The following is a 20591-nucleotide window of genomic DNA, read 5'->3' as shown; positions in this document are numbered from 1 at the left end:
ACCGTCCAGGTCTCCGCCTACCCCGACGCCTACGCCCAGTGGGAGCAGCAGGCCACCGACCTCGTCGCCCAGCACTGGAACAGCTGACCCACCACAGCACCACCGGCACCACCGGCACCACCGCAGCACCGCAGCACTGCACCACCGCAGCACTGCACCACCGCAGCACTGCACCACCGCAGCACCAGCACCAGCACCCACCGCACGACACCGACCGCTGGCCGGCACCCCGCAACTCGGGGGTGCCGGCCAGCGGCGTACCCCTGGTGTGGTCGGAACGACGGGTTGCGACGACCCGCTGCCCAGTGCGCGCGCCCACTACGCCCACGCAGCGGTCGACCCGCCCCCGACGCCCCGCTCATGGATCCGCCGACGACCTCAGCGAGTGACCCCCGGCCGCCGGGATTGGTGACTCTGCGGCATGCGACGGGCGGCGTTGGTGGCGAGCGCCCCGGCGACCAGCGCGGTCAGCACCCCGATCAGTTGGATCAACTGGCCGGTCGCCACGTCGGCGCCGTGCCGCCCGAGCAGGTTGTCCACCCCGGTCGGGCTGATCGCGAACCCGACGGCCACGAACAGGCCCAGCAGCGCGCCCACCGCAGGCGACCAGCGCCATGGTGCGAACGCGACGAAGAGGGCGCCAGTCAACAGAATGATCATCCCGGGTGGTACGACGACGGGAAACTCGACCCCGGCGGCCCACAGCACGCCGATGCCCGCAGCGCCGACGACGAGGCCGGCGATGGTGAAGGTCCGTGCGGTAACAGTCATGGTGTCACCCTGTCCCGGTACGCTCCGGTCCGCGTCCGCCCGGCGACGTCATCGGAGGTACGGCAGTCTGCGTACTCCGGTCGTCCTTGGCGCAGCACGCCCACGCGCGAGGAGCGACCCTGGCGGCTCAGCGGACGGTGACGGTTACCGTGTGCCAGCCGGTGGCGCCGTCCGGGGCGACGTCCTGCGTCCGCTCGGTCTGGGTTTCGCCTGTCGCGTCCGTCGCGCGCACCTGGAGTCGATGCTCGCCCGGCGTGGCGTCCCAGCTCCAGGACCACTGCACCCAGGTGTCCACTGACACCGTCGGGGCCAGCTCCGCCTGCTGCCAGGGGCCGCCGTCTACGCGTACCTCGACCCGGCTGATGCCCCGGTGCTGCGCCCAGGCCACACCGGCGACCGTGACCGGGCCGGTGGTCAGCCGGTTACGCCCCCGGGGTGTGTCGATCCGCGACTGAGTCTTGATCGGGCCCTGGGCGGACCAGCCGCGTGGCACCCAGTACGCGTCGAAGTCGGCGAAACGGGTCAGCTCCAGCTCGGTCACCCACTTGCAGGCCGAGACGTAACCGTAGAGGCCGGGCACGACCATCCGGACCGGGAAACCGTGCTCGACCGGCAGTGGCTCGCCGTTCATGCCGACCGCCAACAGCGCGTCCCGCCCGTCGCGCAACGCGGCGGTGGGGGTGCCGCAGGTCCAGCCGTCGACCGACCGGCCGACGACCTGGTCGGCATCGTCGTCCGGCTCGACCTCGTCCAGCAACTCCCGAAGGGGTACGCCGAGCCAGCGGGCATTGCCGATCAGGTCCCCACCCACCTCGTTGGAGACGCAGGCCAGCGTGACGTACCGCTCGACAAGCGGCCGGGCCAGCAGATCCGCGTAGCTGTAGGTGCGCTCGGTGCCGACCCGTCCGTGGATCCGCAGCCGCCAGGTGTCCGGGTCGACCTGGGGCACCACAAGCGCGGTGTCGATCCGGTAGAAACCGAAGTTCGGGGTGACGTACGGCGCGAGCTGCGCCAACGAGCGGTCCGCGCCCGCCGGCACGGCCGGTGCCGGGGCGACCGGTGCGGGCAGGCGGATCGCGTCGCGGGCGGCGGACACCCCGCGCCGGCCGGCCAGCCAGCGTCCACCGAGACCGGCCACGACGGCGGTGCCGAGCAGCACTCCACTGCCGGTGAGGAACCGTCGCCGCGACTCGGGGTCGACTCCCGTAGCCCTCTCCGGCTCGTTCGCCGCTGCGGACTGCCCGCCCGAAGCCACCGGCACCGGCACAGCGGGCGACACCGGGCCGGCGGGCGACACCGGCGCAGCAGGCGACACCGGCACAGCAGGCGACACCGGAACGGCAGGCGACACCGCGCCGGCAGGCGACACCGGCGCAGCGGGCGGCACCATCGGTGCGGGTGGTGACCAGGACCAGGGGTCCAACTCGAACGGGCCGGCGATGAACAGCCAGAGCACCAGGGCGCCGAGGCCGGCACCGACGAGTGACGGCAGCGCGTCGGCCGCGTCGGCACCGGAGCGGGTCAGGGCGGCGGCCACGCCGACGACACCGAACGCGGCGATGCCGGCAAGGCCGAGTGCCAGCCGGCGGACGGCCAGCACACCGAAGAGTGCGGCGAACGCTCCGAGCAGCAGGCCCGTGCCGACCAGCAGTGCGATCTTGTCGGCGGTGCCGAAGAGGTCGATGGCGAACTGCTTCAGCGACTCGGGGACGGCGTCGACGACCACCCCGCCGACCGCGACCAGGGGCGCCGACCGAGGGCCGGTCAGCACGGCCACCGGTTCGGCGATTCCGATCGCGACGGCGGCGGCGGTGACCCCGGCCAGCGCGGCGTACCGCCGCGACGTGGTGCTCATCGGCCCAGTGTGCGCGATCATCTTGCCCGTTCGCCAACAACGTCAGCGATCGGTAATGACCTACCGGCTCAAAGAGCGAACCGGGGCACACTGCCGTCCGGCAGTGTGCCCCGGTTCAGCTACCGGGTCAGAAACCCGGGCCGTGCTGGTGGCCGTGACCGTGGCCGCCGCCGGCGGCGGCGGGCTCGGCCTGCTCCGGCTTCTCCACCACGAGGCTCTCCGTGGTGAGCAGCAGGCCGGCGATCGAGGCGGCGTTGGTGACCGCGTTGCGGGTCACCTTCACCGGGTCGATGATGCCGGCCTTGACCAGGTCGACGTACTCGCCCTTGGCGGCGTCGAGACCGTTGCCCCAGTCGAGGTCGGCGACCTTCTGCGTCACGACGTAACCGTCGTGACCGGCGTTCTGGGCGATCCAGCGCAGCGGCTCGACGAGCGCCTTGCGCACGACCGAGACACCGACCTTCTCGTCACCGGTGAAGCCCAGGTCGTCGTCGAGCACCGAGAGGATCTGCACCAGGGCGGCGCCGCCGCCGGGGACAGTGCCCTCCTCGACCGCGGCCTTGGTCGCCGCGATGGCGTCCTCGATGCGGTGCTTGCGCTCCTTCATCTCGACCTCGGTGGCCGCGCCAGCCTTGATGACGGCGATGCCACCGGAGAGCTTCGCCAGCCGCTCGGCCAGCTTCTCCCGGTCCCAGTCGGAGTCGGAGGCCTCGATCTCCTTGCGGATCTGGGCCACCCGGTCGGCGACGTCGGCCTTCTGGCCGCCACCATCGACGATCGTGGTGTTCTCCTTGTCGACCACGATGCGCCGAGCGGTGCCGAGCACCTCCAGGCCAACCTGGTCGATCTTGTAGCCCAGCTCCGGGGCGACAAGCTCGGCGCCCGTGGAGATCGCGATGTCCTGGAGCATCGCCTTGCGCCGGTCACCGAAGCCCGGGGCCTTGACCGCGCAGACCTTGAGGGTCTTGCGCAGCGAGTTGACCACCAGGGTGGAGAGCGCCTGGCCGTCCACGTCCTCGGCGATGATCAGCAGGGGCTTGCTGTTCTGCAGGACCTTCTCCAGCAGCGGCAGCAGCTCCTCGATCGCCGAGATCTTCTGGGTGGTGACCAGGATGTACGCGTCCTCGAGGACGGACTCCTGGCTCTCCAGGTCGGTGACGAAGTTCGGCGAGATGAAGCCCTTGTCGAACTGGAGACCCTCGGTCACGTCCAGCTCGGTGGTGAGCATCGAGCCCTCCTCGACGGTGATGACACCGTCGCGGCCGACCCGCTCCATCGCCTCGGCGATGAGATCACCGATCGTGGCGTCCTGCGCGGAGATCGTCGCCACGTTCGCGATCGACTCCTTGCTGGTGACCTCCGCGGCACGGCCGAGCAGCGCCTCGGAGACCTTGGTGGCCGCCGCGTCGATGCCCCGCTTGAGGCCGGCCGGGTTGGTCCCGGCGGTCACGTTGCGCAGACCCTCGCGGACCATGGCCTGGGCCAGCACGGTCGCGGTGGTGGTGCCGTCACCGGCGACGTCGTTGGTCTTCGTCGCCACCTCCTTGACCAGCTGCGCGCCAAGGTTCTCGTACGGGTTGGTGAGCTCGATCTCCTTGGCGATGGTCACACCATCGTTGGTGATCGTCGGCGCACCGAATTTCTTGTCCAGGACGACGTTGCGCCCGCGCGGGCCGAGGGTGACCTTGACCGCGTCCGCGAGGGCGTTGACACCGTGCTCCAGCAGGTGCCGGGCGTCGTCCGAGAAGCTCAGGATCTTCGCCATTAATGTCCCTTCGAAGCGCCACTGCCCCGGCCCGGCGAGCCGGACCGGGGCAATGGAACTGATCGGTTGCTTACTTCTCGATGACCGCGAGGACGTCGCGGGCGGAGAGCACCAGGTACTCCTCGCCGGCGTACTTGACCTCGGTGCCGCCGTACTTCGAGTAAAGGACGGTGTCGCCGACCTGCACGTCAACCGGAACCCGGTTGCCGTTGTCGTCGACGCGCCCCGGGCCCACAGCGAGGACGGTGCCCTCCTGCGGCTTCTCCTTGGCGGTGTCGGGGATCACGATGCCCGACGCCGTGGTGGTCTCAGCCTCGTTCGCCTGGACCACGATGCGGTCCTCGAGCGGCTTGATCGCAACCTTGGTCGCGGTAGTCACGGGCATACCCTCCTGGGGTACTGGTTTCGTTGCTGGCCGGCGGGGCCAACCAGCGTCAATCTGCCTCATGCCACCGGGCGGGACCGTCGTCGCGGGTGCCGGTCCGCCTGGCGTGCGCACCCGGGTCGCGAGACCCGGAAGCTGGCACCCTCAGGGTGAGAGTGCTAATCGCAGGTTATTCCGTGGCTAGCACTCCGTCAAGGAGAGTGCCAGCGCGCCGCAGTCTGTGTCGCCACATTTCCGCCAGTCGTTACCGCGACACGCCTGGATACCCGGGGGTCTCCTCGTCGGCATGCTGGAGCCGATCCCGCTTCCACACCGCGCCCGGCCCGCCGGCCAAGCCCCGACACCGGCTGGCGACACCACCCTCTGGGCGAACAGGCCGGGCCGGGACAATGGCCGGGTGGACCTCGATCAGCTGGCGGCGCTGCGTACCCCCGAGGGGTCGGCCGCGCTCGCGACGGCGGCCGGTCTGGCCGGCGGTGATCCGCTGGTCGCGGCGTCGGCGCTGCGCGCGGCCGGGGTGCCGCCGACGTTGGCCGCGGCGGCGCTCACCCAGGCCGAGCTGCGGCACCGGGCGGTCGGCAAGTTCGGTCCGGTGGCCGCCGGGATGTTCCTCACCCGTCCCGGCCTGGAGCAGGCCACCCGCCGGGTGGTCGCCGACCGTCGGGCCGCCCGGCTGTCCGCGGCCGGTGTGCGCACCCTGGCCGACCTCGGGTGCGGCCTCGGAGCGGACGCGCTGGCCGCCGCTCGTGCCGGCATCCGGGTGTACGGGGTGGAGGCCGACCCGGTGACCGCGGCGATGGCCGCCGCCAACGCCGCCGCGGCCGGGCTGGCCGAGCTGTTCACTGTCGAGTGCGGGGATGCCACCGTGTTCGACGTCTCCCGGGTCGACGGGGTCTTCTGCGATCCGGCCCGCCGCAGCAGCGGCACCGGTCGACGGATCTTCGACCCACGCGCCTACTCGCCTCCGTGGGATTTCGTCACCGGGCTGGCCGAGCGGGTGCCGCGCACGGTGGTGAAGGTGGCGCCGGGCCTGGACCACGCGCTCATTCCGGTCGGTGCGGAGGCGGAGTGGGTCGGCGTGGACGGCGACCTGGTCGAGGCCGCGCTCTGGTGCGGGGAGTTGGCGGAGGTGCCCCGCCGCGCCACGCTCTACCGCCAGGAGGGCACCGAGACCCGCCGCCACCAGCTCACCGGCTCGGGTGCCGACGAGGCGCCGGTCGGGCCGCCCCGGCGCTACCTGTACGACCCGGACCCGGCCGTGGTCCGCGCGCACCTCGTCGCCGAGTTGGCCGCCGAGCTGGACGCCAACCTGGGCGACCCGAGCATCGCCTACCTCTACGCCGACCAGCCGACCCACACCCCGTACGCGCGCTGCCTGGAGATCACCGATGTGCTGCCGTTCTCGCTCAAGCGACTGCGGGCGCTGCTGCGCGAGCGCCGGGTGGGCCGGGTGGAGATCCTCAAGCGGGGTTCCGCGCTCACCCCGGAGCAGCTTCGGCGGGATCTGCGGCTGGCCGGCGACGCGGCGGCGAGCCTGGTGCTCACCCGGGTCGCCGGCGCACCGACAGTGCTGATCGGTCGGCCGGTCGACCAGGGCGGGCGTCAAGCCCCGTCGGGCCGAGGGCTTTGACACATGCCCTAGCGTCGCTGGTGTGGCAGGACAGGGCACCCCGGCGACGGCACTGTTGGTCAAGCGGGGAGTCGCGCACCGCACGCATCCCTACCGGGTGTCGCCGGATTCCCCGAACTACGGCGCGCTGGTGGCGGTGGCGCTCGGCGTGGCACCGGAGCGTGTCTTCAAGTCGTTGGTGACCGAGGTCGACGGCGCGCTCACCGTGGCGGTCGTGCCGGTCACCGGCGAGCTGGATCTCAAGGCACTCGCGGCGGCGGTCGGTGGCAAGCGTGCGGCGCTGGCCGACCGGGCGGTCGCCGAGCGGGCCACCGGTTACGTACGCGGTGGGATCAGCCCGCTCGGGCAGCGCAGGCGACTGCCGACGGTGCTTGACGAATCCGCGTTGGATCTTCCGACGATCTACGTCTCGGCTGGTCGGCGCGGCCTGCAACTCGAACTGGCCGCGGCGGATCTGGTGGCGCTGACCGACGCCCGTACCGCGCCGTTGCAGACCCGCTGACACCCTTCGTTACGTCGACTACGCCGTGGGATACCCACGGAGTAACAGTCGCGTTGCTGAATTGTTATCGCCGCCAACAAACTAGGCACCTGAGCGGTCTTGTGGAGGCGGTGTGACGCGCAATACGTTGCCGGACACAACAAAAACAACACCTCCCCCACCCCCGAAAGGACCCTGCACATGCGTAAGGGGATCCTCACCATCGCCGCCGTGGGCCTGCTCACGACCGGCGGATTGACCGCCTGCAGCGACGACTCCGGCGGCGACAAGGCCGGCTCGGCCAAGACTCCCAAGATCGGCGTGATCCTTCCGGACAGCAAGTCCTCCCCCCGCTGGGAGACGGCGGACCGCCGCTTCCTGGAAGAGGCGTTCAAGACTGCCGGCGTCCAATACGACATCCAGAACGCCCAGAACGACAAGGCCGCATTCCAGACGATCGCCGACCAGATGATCACCAGCGGCGTCACCGCCCTGATGATCGTCAACCTGGACTCCGGCACCGGCAAGGCCGTGCTCGACAAGGCCAAGTCGCAGGGCGTCGCCACCATCGACTACGACCGGCTCACCCTCGGCGGCTCCGCCCAGTACTACGTCAGCTTCGACAACGAGACCGTCGGCAAGCTCCAGGGCGAGGGTCTGGCGAAGTGCCTGACCGAGAAGGGCGCCAAGAACCCCGTCGTGGCGTACCTCAACGGCTCCCCCACCGACAACAACGCCACCCTGTTCAAGGCCGGCTACGACTCGGTGCTCAAGCCGAAGTTCGACTCCAAGGAATACACCAAGGGCCCGGACGACGCCGTGCCGGGCTGGGACGGCCCCACCGCCGCGACCATCTTCGAGCAGCAGCTCACCGCGACCAAGGGCAAGATCGACGGCGTGCTGGCCGCCAACGACACTCTCGGCAACGCCGCCATCTCGATCCTGAAGAAGAACAAGCTCAACGGCAAGGTGCCGGTGACCGGGCAGGACGCCAGCGTCGAGGGTCTGCAGAACATCCTCGCCGGTGACCAGTGCATGACCGTCTACAAGGCCGTCCGGGAAGAGGCCAAGGCGGCCTCCGACCTGGCCATCACCCTGGCCAAGGGCGAGAAGAAGGACACCGGCCAGACGGTGAAGGACCCGGAGGGTGGCCGGGACGTCCCCTCGGTGCTGCTCACCCCGAAGGCCATCTACAAGGACAACGTCAAGGACGTCGTCGCCGACGGCTACGCGACCAAGGAGCAGGTCTGCACCGGGGCCTACGCCAAGTTCTGCGCCGAAGCCGGCATCAGCTGACCGACGCCGCAGTACCCGCCGGAACGACAATCGCCGCCCGGCACGGGAGCACCCTCCCGTGCCGGGCGGCGCCCGCCGGACGGCCCCCGACCCTCCCTTAAGAAGGAGACCCCCGTGTCCGCGACTCCCCTGCTGGAACTCCGCGGGATCGACAAGAGCTTCGGTCCCGTCCAGGTGCTCCGCGACGTCGCCCTGAGCGTCCACCCGGGCGAAGTGACCGCACTGGTCGGCGACAACGGCGCCGGCAAGTCGACCCTGGTGAAGTGCATCAGCGGCATCTACCCCACCGACGCCGGTGAGGTCCTGTTCAACGGCGAACAGGTGCACATCGGCAGTCCCCGCGACGCCGCCACGCTCGGCATCGAGGTCGTCTACCAGGACCTCGCGCTCTGCGACAACCTGGACATCGTGCAGAACATGTTCCTCGGCCGGGAGAAGCACAGCGGCATCGTCCTGGACGAGCCGACCATGGAACAGCTCGCCGCCGAGACCCTGGCGGGGCTCTCCATCCGCACCGTCACCTCACTGCGTCAACACGTGTCCAGCCTCTCCGGCGGTCAGCGTCAGACCGTGGCCATCGCCAAGGCGGTGCTGTGGAACAGCAAGCTCGTCATCCTGGACGAGCCGACCGCGGCGCTCGGCGTGGCACAGACCGCCCAGGTTCTCGAACTGGTCCGGCGCCTCGCCGACAACGGCCTGGCCGTGGTGCTCATCTCGCACAACATGAACGACGTATTCGCCGTCTCCGACCGGATCGCCGCGCTGTACCTCGGCCAGATGGTCGCCCAGGTGAAGACCACCGACATCACGCATGCCCAGGTGGTCGAGCTGATCACCGCCGGGCGCTCGGGCGGGCTCGGCCTCGCCACCGACCCGGGCAGCAACGGCGACGGCCCGCAGCCGGCCGACTCGATCTCAGGAGGCGCCCGATGACCACCACCGCCGTGCGGAAGGACGGCCCCGCGGCCGTCACACCGGCGCCGACCGTCGGGGGCCACGTCCGCAACTACTTCAGCCGGGTACGCGGCGGCGACGTCGGCGCGCTCCCGGCCGTACTCGGGCTGATCGTGCTGTGCACGGTCTTCGCGATCATGCGGCCGTCGTCGTTCCTGTCGGCCGGTAACTTCGCCAACCTCTTCACCCAGGGTGCGGCGGTCACGCTGATCGCGATGGGCCTGGTCTTCGTGCTGCTGCTCGGCGAGATCGACCTCTCCGCCGGTTTCGCCAGCGGCGTCTGCGCGGCGGTGCTGGCCAATGTGGTCACCGTGCTCGGCTACCCCTGGTGGGTCGCCGTGCTCGCCGCGATCGCCACCGGTGTGGTCATCGGCACCACGCTCGGGATGCTGGTCGCGAAGATCGGCATTCCGTCCTTCGTGGTCACTCTCGCCGGCTTCCTCGCCTTCCAGGGCGTCGTGTTGCTGCTCGTGCAGGAGGGCACCAACATCTCCGTCCGCGACGAGGTGCTGGTCGCCATCGCCAACCGCAACCTCGCCCCCGCCCTGGGCTGGGCGCTGACCGCTGTCGCCGTCGTCGGCTACGCGGCGGTGCAGTTGCTGCGCCACCGCAACCGGTCGGCCCGCGGCCTGATCACCGACCCGATCGCGGTGGTGGCGCTGCGGATCGGCGGGCTCGCCCTCATCCTCGGCACCGCGGTGTACGTGCTCAACCTGGAGCGCAGCCGCAACGTCCTCATCGTCTCGCTCAAGGGCGTGCCGATCGTGGTACCGATCATCGCGGTGCTGTTGGTCATCTGGACCTTCGTGCTCCAACGCACCAGCTACGGCCGGCACATCTACGCCGTGGGCGGCAACCGGGAAGCGGCCCGCCGGGCCGGCATCGGCGTCGACCGGATCCGGATCTCCGTCTTCGTGATCTGCTCGTCCATGGCCGCCATCGGTGGCATCGTGGCGGCCAGCCGAGCCAACTCGGTCGACCCGAACACCGGGGGCAGTAACGTACTGCTCTACGCGGTCGGCGCGGCGGTGATCGGCGGCACCAGCCTCTTTGGAGGCAAGGGCCGCGTCCTCGACGCCGTCCTCGGCGGCGCGGTGGTCGCGGTCATCGAAAACGGAATGGGCCTGATGGGTTACAGCGCGGGAGTCAAGTACGTGGTCACTGGCATTGTGCTGCTGCTCGCCGCCAGCGTCGACGCACTCTCCCGCCGCCGCGCGGCAGCCACCGGCACCCGCTAGCCGCGGGAGGTAGCACCAGGATGCGCCCAGGACCGAGCCAGGATCACGTCCGACGGCAGAACCTCGGGGCCCTGCTGAGGCACGTACACGTCCACGGGGCGACGACACGCGCCGAACTGACCACCACGCTGGGCCTCAACCGCAGCACCATCGGCGCGCTCACCGCCGACCTGTCCGCGGTGGGTCTGGTCAGCGAGGGTGCACCAAAGGAGACCGGCCGGGCCGGCCGACCGTCACTGGTCGTCCGGCCCGAGTCGGCCCGGGTCTACGCGTACGCGTACTCCGTCGAGGTGGACCGGTTGCGCGCGGCCCGGGTCGGGCTGGGTGGCGCGGTCCTGGACCGCCGCGACCTGGACCGACCGCGCGGCCTACAGGCCGCCGAGGCCGCGCCGCTGCTGGCCGGCGCGCTCAAGGAGATGCAGCAGACGGTGCCGCACGACGCGATCTGCGTCGGCGCCGGCGTCGCGGTCTGCGGCATCGTCCGCCGGGACGACGGCCTGGTGCGGCTCGGCCCCACCACCGGGTGGGTGGACGAGCCGATCGGCGCGGCCCTCGCCGCCGAACTGGGCATCGAGGTGCCGGTCACGGTGGGCAACGTGGCGGACGTCGCCGCGTTCGCCGAACACGCCCGGGGCGTGGCGGCCGGCTGCGACAACGTCATCTATCTGTACGGCGACGTCGGCGTGGGTGCCGGCATCATCGCCGGCGGGCGTCGGCTGACCGGGCACGGTGGGTACGGCGGCGAGGTCGGCCACATGAAGGTGGTCGTCGACGGGCGACCCTGTCAGTGTGGTTCCCGGGGCTGCTGGGAGACCGAGATCGGCGAGCATGGCCTGCTGCGCGCCGCCGGACGCTCCGACGCCCGAGGTCCCGACGCGCTGCTGGCCCTCTTCGACGCAGCCGACCGGGGCGACGCCCGCGCCCAGACCGCGGTCCGCCAGGCCGGTGACTGGCTCGGCTTCGGGTTGGCCAACCTGGTGAACGTCTTCAACCCGGAAATGGTCATCTTCGGCGGCACCATGCGCCACCTCTACCTTGCCTCGGCGGCCCAGGTCCGCAGCCGGCTCAACTCCAACGCGCTCGCCGCCTGCCTGGAGCACGTCCGGCTGCGTACGCCGAAGTTGGGCGAGGACGCACCCCTGCTCGGGGCCGCCGAGTTGGCCTTCGAACGGCTCCTCGCCGACCCCCTCGACGTGGGCTGATCCGCGTACGCTGTCCAGCGTGGATGTCGAGCTGCGCGCTTCCGACGACGACCGCAACCGGGTGGTCGCCGAGCTGCACCGGCACACCGCGGCGGGCCGGCTGACCCTCGACGAGTTCTCCGATCGGGCCGGTGCGGTGTGGACCGCCCGCACCCTCGGTGACCTGGCCGCGCTGACCCGCGACCTGCCACCCCTGTCCGCCCCGGCAGTCGGTGCCCACCCCGTCGAGCACGGGCGTCGGGAGCTGCTGATGCTCTTCGCCGCCGCCGCGCTCGCTCTGCTGCTGCTCGGCGGCTTCCTCGCCGTCACCCGCTGATCGGCCTGACCCGCTGCCCGCTGATCCGCGTCGCCCTGAGATGAACTGATCGCGCGATCGGTCCGTACCAGTGGGCGGACGGGCAGCCGGCAGGGTGTGGCTGCCCGGTCCAGACGCGTTTCGGTCCGGACCGAGGAGGCCCCACAGACATGGCACCGCTCAGATCCGCCCACCGCCGACTGGGCAACCGGACCCATCGAGCGGCGCTGCTGCTCATCGCGATCATCGCGGCGGTCGGTGTCCTGCCCGGCGTGGCCGTCGCCGCACCGGCCGGCGGTCAGCAGCTCAACGCCGCCGACATGACGCTGCTCAACGGGGTCCGGTTGGCCGGGCTGTGGGAGATGCCAGCCGGCCAGATGGCCGCCGAGAAGGGGCAGTCGGCCAAGGTCCGGGAGATCGGCGCGGGCATCGCCGGCGAGCACCAGCGGCTCGACCAGTTGGTCGTCGACGCGGCGAACAAGCTGGGCGCGGCCATCCCCAGCGAGCCGACCGCCGAGCAGAAGGGCTGGCTGACGGAGATGCAGAACGCCTCCGGCGCCCGGTTCGACCAGATCTTCGTCACCCGGCTCCGGGTCGCCCACGGCAAGATCTTCCCGGTGATCGGGGCGGTGCGGGCCAGCACCCGGGACGCCACCGTCCGCAAGCTCTGCGAGGACGCCAACGCCTTCGTGCAGCACCACATGCAGATGCTGGAGAGCACCGGGCTGGTCCGCTGGCCGGAGCTGCCGCCGGCCGCGCTGCCCGCCCCCGGCAAGGACGGCCTGCTGGCCGCCGCCGGGGCGAACGCCGGCCCGCAGGCCGGCGTCAGCAGCACAGTCGTCTGGCTGGTCTTCCTCGCCGCGCTGGGCACCGGCGGAATCGCTACGTACCGGATGCTGCGCCGCGGCTGATCGTCCCTCGTTGGTGGCCTCGCGTCAGCGGTCGACCTGGGTGAAGTCCCAGGAGTGCGGGGCGCGGGCCACCAGCAGGGCGGGCGGATCGGGCAGCGGGCGCGGGTTGCTGCGCCACTTGGAGATGACCACCACGCGATGATCCGTGGAGGAGAAGACCTCGCTGGAGACGTACAGCGGGTCGTGCTCCAACTCGGGCAGGGCGGTGTCGCACACCCAGGTGATCAGGTCGGCGACCCCGTACGCCTCGGCGCGTGCCTCCCACATCCGCACGATCATCTCCGCCGCTCCCGTCACACGCTGACCGTCGTCAGCGGCAGTGCCGAATCGGCCGGCAGATCCAACCGGCTGGGCGCGACCCCGGCGGCAACCAGGTGCGACCCGAGCGCCGCCACCATCGCCCCGTTGTCGGTGCACAGCTTCGGCCGGGGCACCCGCACCTGGATGCCGTACTTCTCGGCCCGCTGCTCGGCCATCGCCCGTAGCCGCGAGTTCGCCGCCACTCCCCCGCCGATCACCAGGGTCTCGATGCCCTGCGCACGGCAGGCGGCGAGCGCCTTGCTGGTCAGCACGTCACAGACCGCCTCCTGGAAGGACGCGGCCACGTCGGCCACCGGCACCGGCTCGCCGGCCCGCTGACGCGCCTCGACCCACCGGGCCACCGCCGTCTTCAGCCCGGAGAACGAGAAGTCGTACCGGTGGGCGGCGAGATCCTTCGCGGCGGTCAGCCCGCGCGGGAAGGCGATCGAGGCGGCGTCGCCGGCACGGGCCTCCCGGTCGATCGGCGGCCCGCCCGGGAACGGCAGCCCCAGCAGTCGGGCGACCTTGTCGAACGCCTCACCGGCCGCGTCGTCGATGGTGGCGCCCAGCGGGGTCACCCCCCGGGCCAGGTCGTCGACGAGCAGAAGCGACGAGTGCCCGCCGGACACCAGCAGCGCGATGGCGGGTTCGGGCAGCGGGCCGTGTTCGAGGGTGTCCACCGCGACGTGGGCGGCAAGGTGGTTCACGCCGTACACGGGCTTCTCGGCCGCGAGCGCGTACCCCTTCGCGGCGGCGACGCCGACCAGCAGCGCGCCGGCCAGCCCGGGCCCGGAGGTGACCGCGATGGCGTCGATGTCGGCCAGGGTGACGCCGGCCTCGGTCAGGGCCCGGTCCATGGTCGGCACGATGGCCTCCAGGTGTGCCCGACTGGCCACCTCGGGCACCACGCCTCCGAAGCGGGCGTGCTCCTCGACGCTGGACGCGAGCGCGTCGGCAAGCAGGGTGTGCCCCCGCACGATGCCGACGCCGGTCTCGTCGCAGGAGGTCTCGATACCCAGGATCAGCGGTTCGTCAGCCATTGTGGTGTGGTCCGTCCCCGGTCGGCTCGGCGTCGCGCCGCATGACCAGCGCGTCGGTGTTGCTCGGTTGGTAGTAGCCGCGCCGCACCCCGATCGGCTCGAACCCGTACGTCGCGTAGAGCCGCTGGGCCGCGGCGTTGTCCACGGCGACCTCCAACAGGGTGCTGCGGGCGTCGCGCCGGACCGCCTCGGCGAGCAGTTCCTCCAGCAGGACACGGCCCACACCGCGCCGCTGGACGTCCCGGCGGACGGCGATGTTCTGTACCCACACCTCGCCCGGCGGCACACCGGCGAGGCCGGCGTAACCGAGCACCGCACCGTCCGCGTCGACGGCGACCCGGTAGTGGTGCCCGTTGGCCAGCTCGTTCCAGAACATCGCCGGCGACCACTGCTCGGCGCCGAAGAGGTCAGCCTCGATCGGCAGCACCTCGTCGATGTGCCACCAGCGGAACGGTTCGAGTCGTACCCCGGTCACGGCAGGACCGGTTTGCGGCCGGTCGCCGCCACGGCGTCCGGACGGCGCAGGTAGAGGGGGGTGAGTCGCTCGCCGGGCGCGCCGGCCCGAATCCGCTCGGCGGCCAGCAGCGCCAGCACCGTGGCGTCCGGGTAGCGCGGCTCGACCCGGACGGGCAGGTCCAGCGTCTCGGCGTACCGGTGCGCGCCGTCGCCGACCGCGATCGTCGCGCCCAACTCCCGGGCGCGCGCGGCGGCCACCGCCGGGGTCGACACCTCAGGGCCGACGATCCGCTGGCCGGCACCGTCGTAGACGGCCCAGTAGAGCTCCTTGCGCCGGGCGTCGCTGGCGGCCAACACCGGCTCACCGGACGCCGCCGGGTAGCCGATCCCGTCCAGCGAGCAGACCCCGTACGTGGGGATGCCGAGCACCTGACCCATCGTCGCGGCCGTGACCAGGCCGACCCGTAGCCCGGTGAACGGACCCGGGCCCAGCCCGGCGACGATGGCGCTCAGGTCACGAGGGCGCGCGTCGGCGTCGGCGAGGACCGCGTCCACCTGAGGGGCGAGCAGTTCGCCGTGCGCGCGGGCATCGACCGTGCACCGGTGCGCCCGGGACACGACACCGTCCGCCGAGACCTCCACCAACGCCGCGGTCACCGCAGGGGTCGAGCTGTCCACCACGAGTACGAGCACGGTAAGCCAGCCTAGCCGCCCCCACCCGGCACCCCGGCCACGCCCCGCCCTCGTCCTTTACGCCCCGGCCGCTGTCGGGGGCGTTCCGGCCTGGGCGGCGCGACGGGCGGCGAGCCGCGAGCCGTCGACGGCAGAGGTCAGCCGGCGGTGCGCTCCCAGTCGATGGTGGGTCGGCCGGCGTCGGCGAGTGCCTTGTTGGCGGCGCTGAACGGGCGGCTGCCGAGGAAGCCGCGCGGGTTCATCGGGCTGGGGTGACCGGCCTCCAGCACCACGTGCTGCGGGTTGGTGACCAGGGCCGCCTTCTTACGGGCGTAGCCACCCCAGAGCAGGAAGACCACCCGGTCCGCGGACGCGTCCAGCGCCCTGATGGTCGCGTCGGTGAACTCCTCCCAGCCGGCGTTGGCGTGCGAGCCCGGGGTGGCCTGGCGCACGGTCAGCACCGCGTTGAGCAGCAGCACGCCCTGGGCGGCCCACCCGTCGAGGTTGCCGCTGCGCGGCTTGGGAACGCCGACGTCCTCGCCCAACTCCTTGAAGACGTTGCGCAACGACGGAGGCACCGGCACACCGTCACGAACGCTGAAGCTCAACCCGTGTGCCTGCCCGGCCCGGTGGTAAGGGTCCTGCCCGAGGATCAGCACCCGGGTGCTCTGCGGCGAGCACAGCCGGTAGGCCGAGAACAGGTCCTCCAGGGGTGGGAAGACGGTCTGCGTCGCGTACTCCCGGGCGACGAACTCGCCAAGCGCGGTGGTGCGGGCGGTGTCCAGGTGGGGGGCGAGCACGGCACGCCACTGCTCCGGCAGCAGGGCCAACAGGTCAAGGGTGGGGGCGTCGTCGGGCATCAGGAACCTCTCACAGCGCGGGTCGGTCCCCCGCACTCTAGGCATCGGGTACGACAGCCGCCGGGCTAGCCCAGGTCGGCCAGCCGCCGGGCCCAGTCGCCACCGATCGGGTCCAGCTCGACGATCCGGGTGTCGTCGTCGCGGCGGTCGATGCGGACCCGTAGGTGCGCGTCGACCAACTGCTCCACCAGGCCCTCGCCCCACTCCACCACGGTCACCGAATCGTCCACCGAGGCGTCGAGGTCCAGATCGTCGATCTCGGCACGCGGGTCGGTGGCGGCACCCAACCGGTACGCGTCGGCGTGCACCAGAGCGACCCGGCCACCCCGGGCCGGATCGGGGCGGTGCACGCGGGCGATCACGAAGGTCGGCGAGGTGATGTCGCCGACGACACCGAGCCCGGCGCCGACGCCCTGGGTGAGCGCGGTCTTACCAGCGCCCAACGGACCGGTCAACAACACCAGGTCACCGGCCCGCAGCAACCCGGCCAGGCGTCGGCCGAACTCCCGAGTGTCCTCGACGGTCGGCAGCTTGACGACGTGACTCACAGTTCCTCCGACTTCCCAAGTGCACCGAGGAACCGCGCGAGCGCGGCATTGACCTCGTCGGCGTGCTCCAGCATCACCACGTGACCACTGTCCTTGATCTTGACGAACTCGGCGTGCGGCAGCCGCCGGACGATCTCCTCGGAGTGGACCACGGGAGTGATCATGTCCTTGTCACCGACCACGACCAGCACCGGCGTCGCCGCCAACGCCGCCAGCGCCGGGAAGCGCGAGTGGGTGGCCAGGGTCCGCAGGTAGCGGGTCACCGTGTCGGCCGACGTCCGAGAATTCATCGTCTCCACGTAGGACACCAGCGCCGGGCTGGGCTTGCGGGTGCCGAAGCCGTACCTGCGGGTCAGCAACCAGGCCACGTTCGACGTCGACTTGCGGGCCTTGTCAATCACCGGCCCGCCGTAGCGGGTGGCGTTGCTGACCATGTAGAGCACCGGACCTCCGACCCGGCCGAGCAGCGCGGGCGCGACCAACTTGGTCTCCGCGACGAGCCCGCCCGAGGTGGCCATCAGGACGGTGCCCACCACCCGGTCACCGAACAGCTCGGGAAACAGCTCGGCGAACGCCATGATGGTCATGCCGCCCATCGAGTGACCGACAAGCACCAACGGCCCGTCCGGGGCGGTACGGTCGATCACCTGACGCAGCGTCCGGCCGAGGACCGCGAGGTCGTACTCCCCGGTCTCCAGCCGGCCGGACCGACCGTGACCGGGCTGGTCGTACGCCACGACCCGGTAGTCACCACGGGCGGCGAGCATCTGGCGCTGGAAGTGGAACGTGCCCATGTCCAGGCAGAAGCCGTGCACCAACACCACCGTCGGGTGCCCCGGCACCGGCCGGGTCGGCTCGACCACCTCGACGTGGATGTCCGTACCGTCCGGCAACGCCAGGCGGAACGCCTCGTCGTACCGCTGCTCACCGAACGCCTCGTGCGCGTAGCGGTCGGCCGGATCGGCCTTGAGCCGGCGGACCAGCGTGCGCTCGGTCGCCACCCCGGCCGCCAGGCCCGCCGCGGCCACCCCCACCGCGGCGCCGACGATCCCCGCGACCCGGCCCACCGCGGTCCGCGGACGCGGGATGCGATAGCTCACGGCGTCACCTCGGCTCGCGACTGCGGGGCTCGCAACCCCGGCTCACTCCTCGCGCTCACGGCGTCACCTCGGCTCGCGACTGCGGGGCTCGCAACCCCGGCTCACTCCTCGCGCTCACGGCCGCTCGCCGTCATACACCCGGGGCACCCGCGTGCTGCCGAACCGGGTCACGATCTCGTAGTTGATCGTGCCGACCGCCTCGGCCCAGTCGTCGGCTGTCGGCTCACCGTCGGCGCCGCTGCCGAAGAGGGTCGCCACGTCGCCGTCCGCCACCGGGTCGTCGCCGCAGTCGAGCACGAACTGGTCCATGCAGACCCGCCCCGAGATCGTCCGCCGTACGCCGCCGAGCTGCACCGGCCCGGTGTTGGAGGCGTGCCGGGGAACCCCGTCGGCGTATCCCAGCGGGACCACGGCCAGGTTCGCGTCGGATGGCGTGGTGTACGTGTGCCCGTAGGAGACCCCGGTGCCGGCGGGCACCCGCTTGGTGAGCATGACCCGGGCGCGGGCGGTCATCGCCGGCCGCAGCCCGTACGTCTCACCGGCCACCGGGGAGAGCCCGTAGACGGCCAGACCGGGGCGGACCAGGTCGAAGTGGGTGTCCGGGCGGGTCAGGGTGGCCGCCGAGTTGGCGAGGTGTCGCCAACGCGGTCGCAGCCCGGCCCGCTCGACCATGGCCAGCCCCTCGTGGAAGACGGCCAGTTGACGGTCGATGGTGGGGTGGCCGGGCAGATCCGCGTACACGAAGTGGCTCCATACGCCGACCACCTCGACCAGGCCGTCGGCCTGCGCCTTCGCGGCGGCGTCCAGCAGCGCCGGCCAGTCGGCGACTGTCGCCCCGCCCCGGGACAGCCCGGTGTCGATCTTCAGGTGCAGGCGGACGGGCCGCCCCGCGAGCCGGCTCGCCTCGATCATCTCGTGCAGTTGCGACAGGCTGGCCGCGCTCAGGTCCACCCCGGCGCTGACCCCCTCGTGCAGCGGCAGGCCGGGCGCGAGCAGCCAGGCCAGCACCGGCTGGGTCACGCCGGCCCGGCGCAGGGTGAGCGCCTCGTCGAGGGTGCAGACACCGAGCCAGTCCGCGCCGGCGTCGAGGGCCGCGCGAGCGGCCGGGAGCATGCCATGGCCGTACCCGTCGCCCTTTACCACCGCCATCAGCTCGGCGGTGGTGCCGGAGCGGAGTCTGCCCACGTTCTCGCGGATCGCGTCAAGATCGACGCGTACCTCGGCCTGCCACATACGCCCAGCCTACTTTCCGCCGTGATCACCGGGGCGGCGACGCACGCCCCCGGACGCCGATCCGGCCGCAACGGCCCGATCAGCCCAGCCGGGCGACAACCGGGCGAAGGGCGGTCACCACGTCGGGCGCGGTCACCGGCCCACCCCGGGCCGCCTCCCGACCGGCGAGCCCGTGCAGGTACGCGGCCGCGGCCGCGGCCCGGTCGGCGGGCACCCTGGCCGCCAGCAGCGAACCGAGCAGCCCGGCCAGCACGTCGCCGGTGCCCCCGGTGGCCAGTGCCGGGGAGCCGGTCGGATTGACGTACGCCCGACCGTCCGGTGTGCCGATCACCGTGCGGTCACCCTTGAGCAGCACCACCGCGTTCATCCAGGCGGCCAGCCGCAGTGCGGCGCCGACCCGGTCGGCGCCGGGCTCCTCACCGCAGAGCCGGGTGAATTCACGGTCGTGCGGGGTGACCACGATCGGCGCGTCCCGACCGCGCAGCCGGTCGGCGAGCGAACCGTCCACCAGCAGGGTCAACGCGTCCGCGTCGAGCACCACCGGCACCGGGGCGGCCAGCACCGCGCGCAGCTCGGCCGCCGCCTCCGCGCCGGTGCCCAGCCCGGAGCCGCAGACCCAGGCCTGCACCCGACCCGCGTCGGCGACCCGCGCGCTCGCGATCACCGAGGGGTGCTGGTGCAGCACCTCGGCGCGGGCACCGCCGGCGTAGCGGACCAGGCCGGTCGGCCCGGCCAGGGCACCGCCCACGGAGAGCACCGCCGCACCCGGGTAGGTCGCCGAGCCGGTCGCGACCCCCACCACGCCCCGCGTGTACTTCTCCGACGCCGGGCCCAGCTTCGGCCACCACTCGACCAGGTCGGACCACTCGGTGACCTGCAGCGCCGGGGTGCCCCGCAGCCACTGCCGCAACCCGATGTCGACAAGCTCCACCTGCCCGGCCAGGGCGGCGGCCGGCCCGACGACCAGGGCGGGCTTCAGCGCGCCGAACGCCACAGTCACGTCGGCGTGGACCGCCTCCGGCCGGCCGGACGCGGCCAGCGGCACGTGGCCGGTGTCCACCGCGACACCGCTCGGCACGTCCACCGCCAGCACCGTGGCCCGGTTGCCGTCGCGCCCGCGCAGCTCACCGAGCCGCTGGACCACCCCGCCCGCACCCGCCCGCAGCCCGCCCGCGCCCCCGATGCCGACGATGCCATCGAGAACCAGGTCGACCGGGCCGCCGGGCTGGTCCACACGTCGACCGCCGGCGGCCAGCAGCGCGGCCAGCCCCGCCGCGTGCGCACGCCCGGGAGTGAGGAGCAGCGCGGACACGTCGACTCCGCGGCGGGCCAGTCGCTCCCCGGCGTACAACGCGTCGCCGCCGTTGTCGCCCGAGCCGACCAGCAGCAGCACCCGGCCGCCGTAGACCCCGCCGCGCTCGGTGAGCAGCAGCGCGGCCCGGCGGGCCAGCCCGGCGGCGGCCCGCTGCATCAGCGTCCCCTCCGGCAGTGTGCCCATCAGCCCCGCCTCGGCCGCCCGTACGTCGGCCACCCGCCACACCGATCTCATGCCACCGTGTCCCCATCCGCTCGCGGGTGGACCCGACTGGCCCGCCCGGT

Annotated in this window: 21 protein-coding genes; 8 read left to right on the top strand and 13 right to left on the bottom strand. The window is 72.1% G+C overall.

Annotation, left to right across the window (positions count from 1 at the left end):
* Window positions 1-378: 378 nt before the first annotated feature.
* From ACGFIW_RS33005 to groES, 4 genes are all read right to left on the bottom strand, one after another.
* On the bottom strand, window positions 379-771 hold the full coding sequence (locus ACGFIW_RS33005; RefSeq protein WP_393324229.1) for a hypothetical protein: 393 nt from the start codon (window positions 769-771) through the stop codon (window positions 379-381).
* Window positions 772-898: 127 nt separating this feature from the next.
* A complete protein-coding gene (locus ACGFIW_RS33000) occupies window positions 899-2626 on the bottom strand; it encodes a molybdopterin-dependent oxidoreductase (RefSeq protein WP_393324226.1) in 1728 nt (575 codons plus the stop codon).
* A 127-nt stretch (window positions 2627-2753) separates the two neighbouring features.
* Entirely contained in the window at window positions 2754-4391 is a 1638-nt protein-coding gene (gene groL, locus ACGFIW_RS32995) for a chaperonin GroEL (RefSeq protein ID WP_357402942.1), read from the bottom strand.
* A gap of 70 nt (window positions 4392-4461) precedes the next feature.
* On the bottom strand, window positions 4462-4776 hold the full coding sequence (groES, locus tag ACGFIW_RS32990) for a co-chaperone GroES (protein ID WP_030330046.1): 315 nt from the start codon (window positions 4774-4776) through the stop codon (window positions 4462-4464).
* Between the two features lie 397 nt (window positions 4777-5173).
* On the opposite strand from groES, the gene ACGFIW_RS32985 reads away from it, so the two are divergent.
* From ACGFIW_RS32985 to ACGFIW_RS32950, 8 genes are all read left to right on the top strand, one after another.
* Complete coding sequence (locus ACGFIW_RS32985; RefSeq protein ID WP_393324223.1) at window positions 5174-6406, top strand: methyltransferase domain-containing protein; 1233 nt, start codon at window positions 5174-5176, stop codon at window positions 6404-6406.
* Window positions 6407-6428: 22 nt separating this feature from the next.
* Complete coding sequence (ybaK, locus tag ACGFIW_RS32980; protein ID WP_393324221.1) at window positions 6429-6908, top strand: Cys-tRNA(Pro) deacylase; 480 nt, start codon at window positions 6429-6431, stop codon at window positions 6906-6908.
* A gap of 180 nt (window positions 6909-7088) precedes the next feature.
* Window positions 7089-8183, top strand: coding sequence for a sugar ABC transporter substrate-binding protein (locus ACGFIW_RS32975; RefSeq protein ID WP_393324218.1), 1095 nt, complete (start codon window positions 7089-7091; stop codon window positions 8181-8183).
* Window positions 8184-8297: 114 nt separating this feature from the next.
* The gene (locus ACGFIW_RS32970; protein WP_393324215.1) at window positions 8298-9116 is read left to right on the top strand and encodes an ATP-binding cassette domain-containing protein; all 819 of its coding nucleotides are present in this window, start codon (window positions 8298-8300) and stop codon (window positions 9114-9116) included.
* The gene (locus tag ACGFIW_RS32965; protein ID WP_393324212.1) at window positions 9113-10375 is read left to right on the top strand and encodes a sugar ABC transporter permease; all 1263 of its coding nucleotides are present in this window, start codon (window positions 9113-9115) and stop codon (window positions 10373-10375) included. The genes ACGFIW_RS32970 and ACGFIW_RS32965 overlap by 4 nt, the downstream gene beginning before the upstream one ends.
* A gap of 20 nt (window positions 10376-10395) precedes the next feature.
* The gene (locus ACGFIW_RS32960) at window positions 10396-11577 is read left to right on the top strand and encodes an ROK family protein (protein WP_393324210.1); all 1182 of its coding nucleotides are present in this window, start codon (window positions 10396-10398) and stop codon (window positions 11575-11577) included.
* Between the two features lie 19 nt (window positions 11578-11596).
* A complete protein-coding gene (locus tag ACGFIW_RS32955; protein WP_393324208.1) occupies window positions 11597-11893 on the top strand; it encodes a DUF1707 domain-containing protein in 297 nt (98 codons plus the stop codon).
* A 149-nt stretch (window positions 11894-12042) separates the two neighbouring features.
* On the top strand, window positions 12043-12783 hold the full coding sequence (locus tag ACGFIW_RS32950; protein WP_393324206.1) for a DUF4142 domain-containing protein: 741 nt from the start codon (window positions 12043-12045) through the stop codon (window positions 12781-12783).
* A 24-nt stretch (window positions 12784-12807) separates the two neighbouring features.
* Here ACGFIW_RS32950 and ACGFIW_RS32945 read toward each other — a convergent pair whose 3' ends face one another.
* From ACGFIW_RS32945 to ACGFIW_RS32905, 9 genes are all read right to left on the bottom strand, one after another.
* Window positions 12808-13062, bottom strand: a complete 255-nt coding sequence (locus ACGFIW_RS32945; RefSeq protein WP_088987640.1) for a hypothetical protein — start codon at window positions 13060-13062, stop codon at window positions 12808-12810.
* Between the two features lie 14 nt (window positions 13063-13076).
* Window positions 13077-14123, bottom strand: a complete 1047-nt coding sequence (tsaD, locus tag ACGFIW_RS32940; protein WP_030330026.1) for a tRNA (adenosine(37)-N6)-threonylcarbamoyltransferase complex transferase subunit TsaD — start codon at window positions 14121-14123, stop codon at window positions 13077-13079.
* Window positions 14116-14598, bottom strand: coding sequence for a ribosomal protein S18-alanine N-acetyltransferase (gene rimI / locus ACGFIW_RS32935; RefSeq protein WP_393324204.1), 483 nt, complete (start codon window positions 14596-14598; stop codon window positions 14116-14118). The genes tsaD and rimI overlap by 8 nt, the downstream gene beginning before the upstream one ends.
* Window positions 14595-15272 carry a tRNA (adenosine(37)-N6)-threonylcarbamoyltransferase complex dimerization subunit type 1 TsaB gene (gene tsaB / locus ACGFIW_RS32930; protein WP_393324202.1) on the bottom strand — a complete coding sequence of 226 codons (678 nt, stop codon included), beginning with the start codon at window positions 15270-15272 and terminating at the stop codon, window positions 14595-14597. Before tsaB ends, rimI begins: the two co-directional genes overlap by 4 nt.
* A gap of 137 nt (window positions 15273-15409) precedes the next feature.
* The gene (locus ACGFIW_RS32925; protein ID WP_393324199.1) at window positions 15410-16111 is read right to left on the bottom strand and encodes a uracil-DNA glycosylase; all 702 of its coding nucleotides are present in this window, start codon (window positions 16109-16111) and stop codon (window positions 15410-15412) included.
* A 65-nt stretch (window positions 16112-16176) separates the two neighbouring features.
* Complete coding sequence (tsaE, locus tag ACGFIW_RS32920) at window positions 16177-16659, bottom strand: tRNA (adenosine(37)-N6)-threonylcarbamoyltransferase complex ATPase subunit type 1 TsaE (RefSeq protein ID WP_393324196.1); 483 nt, start codon at window positions 16657-16659, stop codon at window positions 16177-16179.
* Window positions 16656-17759 carry an alpha/beta fold hydrolase gene (locus ACGFIW_RS32915; protein ID WP_393324193.1) on the bottom strand — a complete coding sequence of 368 codons (1104 nt, stop codon included), beginning with the start codon at window positions 17757-17759 and terminating at the stop codon, window positions 16656-16658. The genes tsaE and ACGFIW_RS32915 overlap by 4 nt, the downstream gene beginning before the upstream one ends.
* 114 nt (window positions 17760-17873) lie before the next feature.
* Complete coding sequence (gene alr / locus ACGFIW_RS32910) at window positions 17874-18992, bottom strand: alanine racemase (protein WP_393324191.1); 1119 nt, start codon at window positions 18990-18992, stop codon at window positions 17874-17876.
* 79 nt (window positions 18993-19071) lie between these two features.
* Window positions 19072-20541 (bottom strand): NAD(P)H-hydrate dehydratase, encoded by a 1470-nt coding sequence (locus ACGFIW_RS32905; protein ID WP_393324188.1) that lies wholly within the window; start codon window positions 20539-20541, stop codon window positions 19072-19074.
* Window positions 20542-20591: the final 50 nt, after the last annotated feature.

The organism is Micromonospora sp. NPDC048935, assembly GCF_043197875.1.
GTDB lineage: Bacteria > Actinomycetota > Actinomycetes > Mycobacteriales > Micromonosporaceae > Micromonospora.
The sequence above is the reverse complement of the archived record's forward strand: the minus strand, read 5'-3'. Positions and strand labels throughout refer to the sequence as shown.